This window comes from Caulobacter sp. ErkDOM-C, from assembly GCF_048541825.1.
Classification (GTDB): Bacteria; Pseudomonadota; Alphaproteobacteria; order Caulobacterales; family Caulobacteraceae; genus Caulobacter.
Map to the genome: position 1 here is coordinate 125,876 of NZ_CP183332.1, position 12,995 is coordinate 138,870.

A 12,995-nucleotide genomic window follows, 5' to 3' on the forward strand; every position below is an offset into this window, starting at 1 on the left:
AACCCATGACATCATCATGACGAACGTCTCGGCGGGCCACACTGGACTTCCAACCCTGACCCAAAGCCGATAGCCAGAGGCCTGCGTCGCGAGGGGAATTTCATGCAAACCGTTCTGGTGGCCGGCGGCGCCGGCTATGTCGGCTCCCACACCTGCCTGACCCTGTCGGCGGCGGGCTTCAAGCCTGTGGTCTTCGACGATCTGTCCAATGGTCACCGCGAGCACGTCCAGTGGGGGCCGCTGGAGATTGGCGACATTCGTGACGCCGCCCGGCTGGACGCGGTGTTCGCCGCTCACAAGCCCGTCGCCGTCCTGCACTTCGCCGCCCGCATCGAGGTCGGGGAGTCGGTCAAGGATCCCGGCGCCTTCTTCGACAACAACGTCGCCGGCACAATCAACCTCATCGAGGCCGCCCGCCGGGCCGGCGTCGAGGCCATGGTGTTTTCCTCGACCTGCGCCACCTTCGGCGATCCGGTGACGCTGCCAATGGACGAGACCCATCCGCAGGCGCCGCTCAACCCGTATGGCCGCACCAAGCTGATGGTCGAGCAGGCCCTGGCCGACTATGGCCGCTATGTCGGCTTCCGCAGCACGGTGCTGCGCTATTTCAACGCCGCCGGCGCCGATCCCGAGGGCCGTATCGGCGAATGGCACGAGCCCGAGACCCACGCCATTCCCCTGGCCATTCAGGTGGCCCTGGGTCAGCGCTCGCATTTCACGATCTTTGGCGACGACTATGACACCCGTGACGGCACCGCCGTTCGCGACTACGTCCATGTTCTGGATCTGGCCGACGCCCATGTCGCGGCGCTGCGCCGACTGCTCGATGGCGCTGGGAGCAGCAGCTACAACCTCGGCACCGGCCATGGCACGACGGTCAAGGAACTGATTGCCGGGGTCGAGCGCGCGACCGGAAAGCCTCTTCCTGTGCAGATGGCTGCGCGCCGGCCTGGCGATGCGCCGATCCTGGTGGGCGACAACGCCAAAGCCCGCGCCGAGCTGGGCTGGACCCCGTCGCGCGATCTCGACGTGATCCTTGAGGGCGCCTGGCGCTGGCATCAGGCCCAGGCGGCCGCGGGTCGGTGAAGGCTGATCAGGGATGATCCGACCCCTGATGCAGGGGGATCATGGCCAAGTGTCGCACGACCGCGCGTTGAAAGAGTTTATTTGTAACTCTCCCGGTATCCTATCAGGGCTGTTATCCGGGGGAACCGCGTGTGTTGAAGGTTTTGACCTGTCTGACGACCGAGCATGACTATCGGTTGGTCGGCGTGGCGGCGGTCGTTTGCTTCGCCGCCTGCTTCACCGCGTTCAGACTCTACTCACGCATGCGCGGCGCCAAGGGGCTCGTCAGAGCGGCTTGGCTGCTGCTCACGGGCCTGGTGTGTGGGGCGGGCATTTGGGCTACCCACTTCATCAGTATGGTCGCCTACGACCCCGGTCTGAAAACGGGCTTCAGCCCGACAGGCACCCTTTTGTCCCTGATGATCGCCGTCCTGTTTGTGGGATCTGGCTTTGTTATTGCCTCGGCGCAGCGCACGCGCACCAATGACATGGCCGGCGGCCTGATCCTCGGCATGGGCGTCGCCTCCATGCACTACACCGGCATGACCGCCTTCGTGACCCAGGGCCATCTGGTCTGGGAACATGCAACGGTCGGCGTCTCGGTGCTGTTTGGCGTAGCGGGCTCCACGGCCGCGTTGATCCTCGCGGGCCGCGCTCGCAGTATCGGCAAGCAGATTCTGGGCGGCGCCATACTGACCCTGGGCGTCTGCGCCCTGCATTTCACCGGCATGGGCGCCATAACAATTGTGCCCGACGCTTCGATCGTGGTTCCCGAGCAACTGCTTTCGGGCGGCTTCCTGACCTTGGCCGTCACCAGCATCACAGGTCTGATCATCCTCGGCGGGCTCGGCGCCGTCGCGATCGAATCCCAGACCACGCGCTCGGCCCTCGAACGCATTCGCCGCATGGCCAACGCCGCCTATGAGGGCATTGTCGTCGTCCAGGACGGCCGTATCAACGACGCCAATGCCGCCTTCTGCGAGCTGGCCGGCGCGCCGCTTGATGAGCTCAAGGGCAAGCCTCTGTTTGGCGCGATCCTCACCTTCGACGGCGACGAGGCCTCCCGCGACGGCTTGCGCCGCGAAGGCTTTCTGCAACCGCTTGAAGGCGGCCGCGAAATTCCCGTCGAGGTGTTCTCGCGTCTGATGGACGACGGAGCCCGCACGGAGACCTCGGGGTTGACCGTGCTGGCGGTCCGTGACCTGCGGGAACGCCGCTCGGCCGAAGAGAAGATCCGCTATCTGGCCGAGCATGACGGCCTGACCGGTTTGCCCAATCGCAACTCACTGCAGACCCGCCTGGCCGCCGCCATAGAGCGCGTTGAGGCCTCGGGCGAGACCCTGTCGGTGATCTGTATCGACCTCGATCATTTCAAGGAAGCCAACGACCAGCACGGTCACCCGGCGGGCGATGCCCTGCTCGTTGAAACGGCCCGCCGTCTGCAGGATTCTGTCTCGGCGCCCTCCTTCGCCGCACGGCTGGGTGGCGACGAGTTCATGGTTGTGCAGGTGGGAGCGGGCGGCCAGCCTACGGCCGCCGCCGAGCTGTCGGGCCGACTTCTGGACATTCTGGCGACCCCGGTCATGTTCGAAGGTCAGGACCTGGCCATGGGCGCCAGCCTGGGTGTCAGCCTCTACCCCGACGACGGCCGCACGACAGAGTCCCTGATGGCCAATGCCGACATGGCGCTGTATCGCGCCAAGGAAGGCGGGCGCGGGATCTATCGCTTCTTCAAGCGCGAGATGGACGAGTCGATCCGTGAGCGCCGCTCGCTGGCCCGTGACCTGAAGCAGGGCATCGCCGACGGCGAGCTGGTGGTCTACTACCAGCCCCTGGCCCGCGCTTCCGATGGCGAGGTTTGCGGTTTCGAAGCCCTGGTTCGCTGGCAGCATCCGACCCGCGGCATGATCCCGCCGCTCGATTTCATTCCGGTGGCCGAAGAGAACGGCCTGATCGCCCCGTTGGGTGAATGGGTCCTGCGGCGCGCCTGCGCCGACGCCGCCTCATGGGAGAAGCCGCTGCGCATCGCGGTCAACCTCTCACCGCTGCAGCTGAACAACCCCGCCCTGCCGACCCTGGTGCACGAGGTGCTGATCGCGACCGGCCTGTCGCCCCACCGGCTTGAGCTGGAAATTACCGAAAGCGCGCTGTTCAAGGATTATCAGCGGGCGCTCGACAACCTGCGCCGGCTCAAGGCGCTGGGCGTTCGCATCGCCATGGATGATTTCGGCACAGGCTTCTCCTCGCTTTCCACGCTGCAGTCCTTTCCGTTCGACAAGATCAAGATCGACAAGAGCTTCGTCGAGAACATCCACCGCCATGACCGCGCGACCGTTATTGTCCGCGCTGTCCTGGGCCTGGGTCGCAGTCTGGAGATTCCGGTCGTCGCCGAGGGTGTGGAGACCCAGGAGCAGATCAACTTCCTGCGCAGCGAGGACTGCGCAGAGCTGCAAGGCTACGCCATCGGCCGGCCGGCGCCGCTGCACACGCTAGATGCCTGGACCAAGGCGGCCCCGGTCGCCGCCCCGGCGGCCAAGCGCGCCAGGCGTTCCGCCGCCTGAGACCGATCAGCGACCGCGCTTCAGACCGCCAAGCAGGCCCCTCATGATCTCGCGCCCGGCCTGACTGGCAACTGTGCGCAGCAGCGACTTTGCGAAGGTCTCGGCCATGCCCTGGTGACTTGAAGCGCGGGGGCGAGGGGCGGCCGGTGTCTCGCGCGCCTCTTCCCGGACCCGAACCTTTTCTTCAGCGATCCGGACCTTCTCCGCCTCGGCCGCGTCCTGGGCGGCTTCGGTTTGGCGAAGGGCGTCCTGGGCTCTGCCCTGCAGGATCTCATAGGCCGAGGCGCGATCCTGGGCGGTGTCATAGAGGCCGGCCACAGGGCTCCTGGCGATCAGCGCCGTGCGCTCCTCCGGCGTTAGCGGCCCTAGACGCGAAGCGGGCGGGCGGATCATGGTCTTCTGCACGACGCAGGGCGCGCCCTTGGCGTCGAGAGTCGAGACCAGGGCCTCACCGACGCCCAGGCCTTGAATGGTCTCGGCCGTGTCGAAAGACGGATTGACCCGGAACGACTGGGCGGCGGCCTTCAGACCCTTCTGGTCGGCGGGCGTGTAGGCGCGCAGGGCATGCTGGATGCGCGCCCCCAGCTGGCCGAGGACCGCGTCAGGAATATCGGCCGGGTTCTGGGTGACGAAATAGATTCCCACGCCCTTGGAGCGGATCAGGCGCACGACCTGCTCGATCTTCTCCAAAAGGGGCTTGGGCGCGTCGTTGAACAGCAGGTGGGCCTCGTCGAAGAAGAACACCAGGCGTGGTTTGTCCACATCGCCCAGCTCGGGCAGCTCCTCGAAAAGTTCCGACAGCAGCCACAGCAGGAAGGTCGAATAGAGCTTCGGTGACTGGATCAGTCTGTCGGCGGCCAGCAGGTTTACATAGCCGCGGCCGGCGACGTCGGTGCGCATGATGTCGGCCAGCTTCAGAGCCGGCTCGCCGAAGAAGTTGTCGGCCCCCTGGCTCTGCAGGGTCAGCAGCTTGCGCTGGATCGCGCCCACCGTCGCGGGCGAGACATTGCCATAGAGCGTGCCGATGTCGGCGGCGTGGTCGGCGACATATTTCAGGCAGGCCTGCAGATCCTTCAGGTCCAGCAGCAGCAGGCCGTCCTTGTCGGCGACATGGAAGACGATGGTCAGGACGCCTTCCTGCACATCATTGAGCTCCAGAAGGCGCGCCAGCAGTACGGGACCCATCTCCGAGATGGTCGTGCGGATCGGATGGCCCTTCTGGCCGAACAGGTCCCAGAATACGGTCGGCGGCGCGGCCGGGGTCAGGGCCAGGTCCATCAAGGCGGCGCGGGCCAGCATTTTCTCGTTGGGCGCCCCAGCGAGGGCGATGCCCGAAAGATCGCCCTTAACGTCCGCGGCGAACACAGGCACGCCGGCGTCCGAAAAGGCTTGGGCCATGATCTGAAGGGTCACCGTCTTGCCGGTGCCGGTCGCGCCCGCCACGACGCCGTGCCGATTGGAGCGATCCAGTCGCTGGGTCACCGGACCCTCGCCCAGCCCGATCAGGATTTCGCCTTCACCAATCGACAAGGTCATATGCAACATCCTCCAAACTTGAGCACTGACCCTAACCGCGCCCTTGCGCCGCGCCAATCGCGGTAGGCAAAGTGTTACGATCTCCAGGAGTTTTTGAATGACCGTTTCGTCGTCCGCCGCCACTCGCAACGCCGTGGTCTTCCTGGCGGTCATCGCGGGCGGCGCGGCGCTGCTGTGGATGCGCGACATCCTCTCGCCCCTGGCCCTGGCGGTCTTCCTGGCGGTGATGATCGACAGCTTTTCGCGGGTGCTGACCATCAGGGCGCGCTTCCCCAAGCGCGTGGCCCTGCCGACCGCGCTCGTTCTGTTGACCCTGCTCTTCGGCCTTTCGGTGTGGGTGGTGGCCGAAAACAGCGCCAGCTTTCTCGACCAGCTGAAGGCCTATGCGCCCAGGCTCAATGACGTGATCGCCAGGCTGGCCCACGCGGTCGGCATCCATGTCGCGCCGACCTTGAGTGACCTGATCACCCAGCTCAATCCGCAACGCTATATCGGCGCTGCGGCCCAGAGCCTGCAGAACTTTGCCGCCAGCGCCGTGCTCGTTCTGATCTATCTGGGCTTCATTATCGCCTCGCGCCGGGGGTTCAACCGCAAGATCGTGGCCCTGTTTCCGCATGGCGGCGAGCGGGACAAGGCGATGGTGCTGTTCCACCGTATCCGCGACGGCGTGGAGCAGTATCTGTGGATCCAGACTGTCACTGGCCTGATGATCGCGGTCGGCGCCTGGCTGGTGATGGCGCTGCTGGGGCTCGACAACGCCTTCTTTTGGGCTTTCCTGATCTTCCTCGCCAGCTACATCCCGATCCTGGGCGGCGCCATTGGCTGCTTCCTGCCGCCGCTGTTCGCCATCGTGCAGTTTCCCGACAGCTTCCTGCCGGCGACGATCCTTTTTGTGGCCCTGCAGGCGATCTATTTCGTGGTCGGCAACATTGTCTTGCCCCGCATGCAGGGCGACAGCCTGAACATGGATCCGACCGTGGTCCTGTTGTCCCTGGCCGTCTGGGGCGCCCTGTGGGGTGTGCCCGGCATGTTCCTGTCAACCCCGCTGACGGTAGCCTTCATGGTGATCCTGGCCCAATTCGACGGCTCGCGCTGGATCGCCATCCTGCTGTCCGAGGACGGCGATCCGCAGGGAGCGAGTGTAGCCTTGGGCGGAGAGGCGTCGAAGGCTGAGACGCCAAAGTCGGCCGCCCGACAGAAAGTCGCCAAGGGGGACTTAAAATCCTGAACGCGGCGCCTATCTCTGTTTGGTCCGACACCCCCCGGTCGGACCCCCGCCCGACGCAGCTTGGTTCTCCGGCGCGTCCGAAGCGGAAAATGCCCGCCCGCTCCCCCCGGGCGGGTCTGCGCCGCCGGTTTCCCCCACCGGCGGCGCTTCCGTTTTCTCCCGACATTCCCGGCAAGTTCGAAATCCGCAAGATCCATGGCGGATTCTCGATGTCCTGGTTGAATCACACCCCGAAAAGTCTAGGTTATCGCCAAAAATTCGCGAGGAAATCTCATGGTCGGTGCAAAAAATGACCCCCACGCTTCAATGGTGGGCGGCCAGTTGTTGACGGCTTTCGCCCAGGCCCTGGGTCATGCCGCTGACGCGCTGCCGGCTCAGGCGGCTCATTTCCTCGCCCAGGCTCAGGACGACTGGTCGGCCGACGAAATGCCGGGGTTCGACGCCGGCGATACCGCTCGTGCCCTTGCTGATTTCTGGCGCTTCGGTCAGGAGGTGACCGATGTGGCCGAGCCGGCCATCCGTCTGCGTCAGGCGCGCAAGCCCGACGGGACCTATCTGCGCGGCGACCTCCTCGAGATCGTCCAGCAGGACCGTCCCTTTCTGGTCGACAGCATCATGGGCGCCGTGGCCGAGGCGGGCTTTCAGGTCCGGGCCATGTTCCACCCGGTGGTCGAGGTTGGCGGCCAGCGCCGCTCGATGATCCAGATCTATCTGGCTTCCGTCGGCGAGGACCGCGAGGCGGCCCTGATCCAGGCTGTGGGCGAGGCCCTGGCCGATGTTCGCCTGGCCGTACAGGACTTCGAGGCCATGCGCGGTCTGATGCGCCGCACGATCGTCGATCTGCGCGACACCAAGGTTGCCATTCCGGCGGAGGCCCGGGCCGAGGACATGGATTTCCTCGACTGGCTGGCCGACGACCATTTCGTGTTTCTCGGCGCCCGGGTTTACGACTATCCCCGCACGAGCGACGGCGGCTATGCGGCCGAGGAGCCCCTGGATCGGCCGGAGGGCAATCTGGGCGTCCTGCGCGACGAGGTCCGCACCGTGCTGCGTCGGGGCAGCGAGCCGGCCATCCTGTCGCGCCAGGTCCTCAGCCATATCGAGATCGGCGACCCGATCGTGGTGGCCAAGTCCAACCTGCGCTCGCGTGTCCACCGTCGCGGCTACATGGATTATGTCGGGGTGCGCCGGTACGGCGCCGACGGTAAGCCCTCCGGTGAAGTCCGCTTCGTTGGACTGTTCACCGCCGAGGCCTACGAGACCCCGGCTCATGACGTGCCGTTGATCCGTCGCAAGGTGGCGCACGTTCTGGACAGCGCCAGCAAGGATCCTGATAGCCACAACGGCAAGCGCCTGCGCAATATCCTGGAGACCTGGCCCCGCGACGAGCTGTTCCAGACCGATACCGATCAGCTGCTGAGCATGGCGCTGGGGGTTCTGCACCTCTATGATCGGCCCCGCGTCCGGCTGTTTACTCGCCGTGACCCTTTCGACCGATTCATCTCGGCCCTGCTGTTCGTGCCGCGGGAGCGTTACGACTCTGGCGTCCGCGAACGGGCTGGCCAGTTGCTGGCCGAAGCCTTCGGCGGCCGGGTCTCTGCCTACTATCCCAGCTTCTCCGACGCGCCGCTGGCGCGGGTTCATTTCATTGTCGGCGTCACGCCGGGCGATCACTACGAGCCGGACATGGCTCAGCTAGAAGCCGCCATCGCCGAGACCGCCCGCACCTGGGAGGACCGCTTCGAGGCGGCGATCCGTGACGGCGGCGCCCCGGGGCGGGTCGCCGAGACCCTGGCCCGTTACGCCGGCGCCTTCCCGCCCGGCTATCGCGACCAGTATGACGCCGCCGAGGCCCTGGCCGACATCGAGGTCGTCGACGCCCTGGCTGAAGGCGAGGCGGTTCGCGTGCGCGCCTTCCGTCGTCCCGACGACAGCGCGACGACCTTCCGCTTCAAACTCTATCGCCCCGGCGCCGCGGCGCCCCTGGCCGATGTTCTGCCGATCCTTGAGCACATGGGCCTCAAGGCGCTGATCGAGGATGGCCACAAGGTTTCGCCGACCTCCGAAGGCGGCGCGCGCGCGCCCGTCTGGGTGCATGAGTTCGTCCTGGCCGACGAGCAGGGCGAGCACCTGACCTTCGCCGACGTCAAGCTGGCCTTCGAGGCTGCCTTCGTCGCCATCTGGACGGGCCGCGCCGAGAGCGACGGCTTCAACCGGCTGGTGCTGGAGCTGGGCATCGGCTGGCGCGAAGCGGCCCTGATCCGCGCCCTAGCCCGCTATCGTCAGCAATCGGGTCTCGACCCCAGCCAGGGTGTGCAGGAGCAGGCCCTGGCCGATCATCCGGGCGTCGCTCGTCTGATCCTTGACCTGTTCCAGACCAAGTTCGACCCCGCCGTTTTGGCCGATCTCAAGGACCGCCAGGAGCAGGCCAAGGCCGTCGAGGCCAAGATCGGCGAGGCTTTGCAGGCTGTCGAGAGCCTCGACGCCGACCGCGTCCTGCGCCGGATCGCCGCCCTGGTCGGCGCGATCCTGCGGACCAATTTCTATCAACCCGCCGAAGATGGTCAGCCCAAGCCCTATATCAGCTTCAAGATCGCCTCGCGCGAGCTGGAAGACCTGCCGGCCCCCAAGCCCTATCGCGAGATCTTCATTTCGGCCCCGCACATCGAGGGCGTGCACCTGCGCTTTGGCCCCGTGGCGCGCGGCGGCCTGCGCTGGTCCGATCGTCGCGACGACTTCCGCACCGAGGTTCTGGGGCTGGTCAAGGCTCAGCAGGTCAAGAACGCGGTGATCGTGCCGGTCGGCTCCAAGGGCGGCTTCTATCCCAAGCAACTGCCGCGCGGCGGGGATCGCGACGCGGTCCAGGCCGAGGCGATCCGCGCCTACAAGACCTTCCTGTCGGGCCTGCTCGACATCACTGACAATATCGACGCCGACAATAAGGTCGTGCCGCCGGTCTCAGTGGTCGTGCATGACGGCGAGGACCCCTATCTTGTCGTCGCCGCCGACAAGGGCACGGCGACCTTCTCCGACATCGCCAATGGCGTGGCCGAGGACTATGGCTTCTGGCTGGGCGACGCCTTCGCCTCAGGCGGTTCGGTCGGCTACGACCACAAGGTCATGGGCATCACCGCCCGCGGCGCCTGGGAGGCGGTCAAGCGCCACTTCCGCGAGATGGGCAAGGACATCCAGACCCAGCCCTTCACCGTCGTGGGCGTCGGCGACATGAGCGGCGATGTGTTCGGCAACGGCATGCTGCTGTCGAAGCAAACCAAACTCCTGGCCGCCTTCGACCACCGGCATATCTTCCTCGATCCCGATCCGGACGCTGCATCCTCGTGGGCGGAGCGCGACCGGATGTTCAAGCTGCCTCGCTCCTCGTGGGACGACTATGACCGCAGCAAGATCTCGGCCGGCGGCGGCGTCTTCGCCCGCAGCCTCAAGAGCATCCCGCTGACAGCCGAGGTCCGGGCCCTGTTCGAGATCAAGGCCGAGGCCGTCTCGCCGGCCGAGTTGATGACCGCGATCCTGAAGTCCAAGGCCGAACTGCTCTATCTCGGCGGCATCGGCACCTATGTGAAGGCCCGGGGCGAGAGCAACGCCGACGCCGGCGACAAGGCCAATGACTCCGTACGCGTCAACGGCGCGGACCTGCGGGTCAAGGTGATGGGCGAGGGCGCCAATCTGGGCCTGACCCAGGCTGGCCGCATCGAATTCGCGGCCGCTGGCGGTCATATCAACACCGACGCCATCGACAATTCGGCCGGCGTCGACAGTTCCGACCATGAGGTCAATATCAAGATCCTCACGGGCCTGCTGGAGCGCGGCGGCGAGCTGGATCGTCCCAGCCGCAACACGCTGCTGGCCTCGATGACCGATGACGTCGCCCAACATGTGCTGGAGCATAACTACGACCAGACCCTCGCGCTGACCCTGCTGGAAAGCGACGCCACCAGCGAGGTCGACTCCCAGATCCGCTACATGGTCGATCTGGAAAGTCGCGGGCGCCTGGACCGCAAGGTCGAAGGTCTGCCGACCAATACGACTCTCCTCGAGCGCAAGCAGGCCGGCAAGGGTCTGACCCGACCGGAGCTGGCGGTGCTGCTGGCCTATGGCAAGCTGGACCTGTTCGATGAGATCGTGGCCTCGGACTCTCCTGACGATCCGTGGTTCGAAAAGACTCTGCGTGGCTACTTCCCCAAGGGCCTCGACCGCTATGCCGACCAGATGCAGACGCACCGGCTGAAGCGCGAGATCATCGCCACGGTGGTCGGCAATCAGATGGTCAACATGTGCGGCCCGACCTTCGCGACCCGCCTGAGGGCCGCCGCCGGCTGCGATGTCGACGCTCTGGTCACAGGCTTCACCGCCGCCCGGGAAATCCTGGGCGTCGACGCCCTGTGGGATCAGGTCTCGGCTCTGGACAACCAGGCCTCGGCCGCGGGCCAGACCGCGCTCTACAAGGCCCTGGCCTATGCCTTGCGCAGCCTGACCTTCTGGCTGGCCCGCCGGGCGTTCCGCGACAAGGCTTCGGTCAAGACCCTGGTCGACAACTACGGCCCGTCCGTTGCCGAACTGAGGGGCATGACCCCCGCCGTCCTGTCGGCCTTCGAGCAAAAGGCTGTCGCCAAGCGGGTGAAGGCCTATGTCGCCGATGGCGCGCCGGAGGCCCTGGCCCAGGGTGTGGCGGCGCTGCAGCCCCTGACCATCGCCGCCGATCTGGTCGATCTGGCCAACGCCTCCAGTTGGACCGTCAAGGACGTCGCCCGCCTCTATCACCAGACCGGAGCGGCCTTCGGCTTTGACCGATTGCGCGGCGCGGCGGGTTCGTTCGTCGGCGGCGACGCCTTCGAACGCCTGGCTGTGCGCCGCCTGATCGAGGACCTGCTCAGCGAGCAGACGTCCATCACCCAGGCGGTGCTGAAGTTCTCGGCCAACGCCCAGGCCGGCGAGGACGAGCTGTCAGCCAAGGCGGCGGTAACCTCTTGGGCCGCCCTGCGTATGGGGCCTGTCCGCTCGGCCAAGCGTACGGTGGAGGATATTGAGAACGCCGGCGGTGGCTGGACCTTCGCCAAGCTGACCATCGCCAATGCCGCGCTGCGCGAATTGGCCAGCGCGGGTTAGGGCCTAGTCGCGGCCTCTCTCGCCGTGAGGGGGAGGCCGAAGTCGGCGACATGGAAAGGGCGATCGGCAGCGTGTCGCTATGAATGGACGCTGGTCGCGACCTTTATCATCCAGACGCCGGAGAGGTCGCCGGACTCCCTGACTTGACCCCGACTTGAGGTTGTGGAGCGAGGCCCGGTGGGACTAGGCTCCGGCGGCAACGCCTTGGGGGGCTCATGGTCAAGACTCGCATCGTCCTGCTGGATTCCCTGCGGGGTCTGGGGGTGCTGGGCATCCTGCTGTGTAACGCGCCGGACTTTGCGGTCACGGCGGGCCTGGCAGAGTCTGTGCGCCACTGGCCGCACGGGACCGGAGCCGACACGGTCTCGGTCTGGGTCGCCACCCAGTGGCTGTTTCAGCGCAAGTTCGTCACCCTGTTCGCCATGCTGTTCGGCGTCTCGATTTTCCTGATCGGTGGCGAGCGGTCCGAGACCGAGCGCGGTGCGATCCTGCGCAAGCGGCTGATGTGGATGGTGGTCTTTGGCCTCCTGCACGGCTTCGCCATCTGGTTCGGCGATGTGCTGCTGAGCTACGCCCTGGCCGGCTTCATGGTAATGCTCGCCCGCTCCTGGGCGCCCAAGCGGCTGTTCAAGGTGGGGATCGGCATCTGGATCGGCTTCTCGCTGCTGATGGCCGCCGGCATGGCCGCCTCGCTGCTGATGCCGCACGACGCGGCCAAGGAGGCGGCCCAGACCGCCGAGGAAGCCGCCCAGAACAGCGCCGCCGCCGCCCAGTACGCCGGCACCTTCATGCAGTCGCTGATCCAGAACGCCAAGGACCGCCTGCCGCTGCTGGCCGGCGAGCCGGTCATCGTCATGATGACGGGCAGCCTGATGTTGATCGGCCTGGGCTGCTTCAAAACCGGGGTCCTCACCGGCGAGGCCTCGAAGAAGACCTATGTCATCCTGACGCTTGTCGGCCTGCTGGCCCTGGCGGTCACCGGCGCGCTGTTCATCGCCTGCGCTTTGACCGGACTGTCCAAGCCGCTGGGCATGGCCGCCGGCGTGGTCCAGATGGCCACCGCGCCCCTGACCACTCTGGCCTATGTCAGCCTGGTGGTGTTCGCCTCACGGTCGGCGGGCTTCTGGAAGAAGATCCCCGAAATCCTCGCCCCCGTCGGCCAGATGGCCTTCACCAACTATCTGACCCAGTCGTTTATCATGACCGCGATCTTCTATGGCGGCCGGGGGCTGAGCCTGCATGGCAAGGTCGACCGGCCCGGCTTGGCCCTGATCGTCGTGGCCATCTGGATCGTCCAGATCCTATGGTCGAAGTGGTGGATGGACCACTTCAGCATGGGCCCGCTGGAGTGGTTCTGGCGCCGGCTCTATCGCGGCCCGACCCCGATCCTGCGGAGCCGGGCGGGAGCCTAGAGAATTCCTTGAAGCGCCGGGGATATCCAAGCCGCATGGGAATCTCTGACGACTCAGTCAGGTCGCAGA

6 protein-coding genes are annotated in these 12,995 nt (G+C 66.1%); 5 read left to right on the top strand and 1 reads right to left on the bottom strand.

Annotation, left to right across the window (positions count from 1 at the left end):
* Positions 1-102: 102 nt before the first annotated feature.
* Complete coding sequence (gene galE / locus ACN2C8_RS00580; RefSeq protein WP_419253815.1) at positions 103-1,086, top strand: UDP-glucose 4-epimerase GalE; 984 nt, start codon at positions 103-105, stop codon at positions 1,084-1,086.
* 131 nt (positions 1,087-1,217) lie between these two features.
* Positions 1,218-3,626: an EAL domain-containing protein gene (locus ACN2C8_RS00585; RefSeq protein WP_419253817.1), complete on the top strand. Its 2,409-nt coding sequence runs from the start codon at positions 1,218-1,220 to the stop codon at positions 3,624-3,626.
* A 6-nt stretch (positions 3,627-3,632) separates the two neighbouring features.
* Here the strand turns inward: ACN2C8_RS00585 and ACN2C8_RS00590 are convergent, their stop codons facing one another.
* Positions 3,633-5,162 carry a helicase HerA-like C-terminal domain-containing protein gene (locus ACN2C8_RS00590; protein ID WP_419253819.1) on the bottom strand — a complete coding sequence of 510 codons (1,530 nt, stop codon included), beginning with the start codon at positions 5,160-5,162 and terminating at the stop codon, positions 3,633-3,635.
* Positions 5,163-5,259: 97 nt separating this feature from the next.
* Here ACN2C8_RS00590 and ACN2C8_RS00595 point away from each other — a divergent pair, with 97 nt between their 5' ends.
* The 3 genes from ACN2C8_RS00595 to ACN2C8_RS00605 all read left to right on the top strand — a co-directional run bounded on the left by ACN2C8_RS00595 (position 5,260) and on the right by ACN2C8_RS00605 (position 12,926).
* Positions 5,260-6,390, top strand: a complete 1,131-nt coding sequence (locus tag ACN2C8_RS00595) for an AI-2E family transporter (protein WP_419253821.1) — start codon at positions 5,260-5,262, stop codon at positions 6,388-6,390.
* A 273-nt stretch (positions 6,391-6,663) separates the two neighbouring features.
* Entirely contained in the window at positions 6,664-11,514 is a 4,851-nt protein-coding gene (locus tag ACN2C8_RS00600) for an NAD-glutamate dehydrogenase (protein WP_419253823.1), read from the top strand.
* Between the two features lie 215 nt (positions 11,515-11,729).
* Entirely contained in the window at positions 11,730-12,926 is a 1,197-nt protein-coding gene (locus tag ACN2C8_RS00605; protein ID WP_419253825.1) for a DUF418 domain-containing protein, read from the top strand.
* The last annotated feature ends 69 nt before the right edge of the window (positions 12,927-12,995 follow it).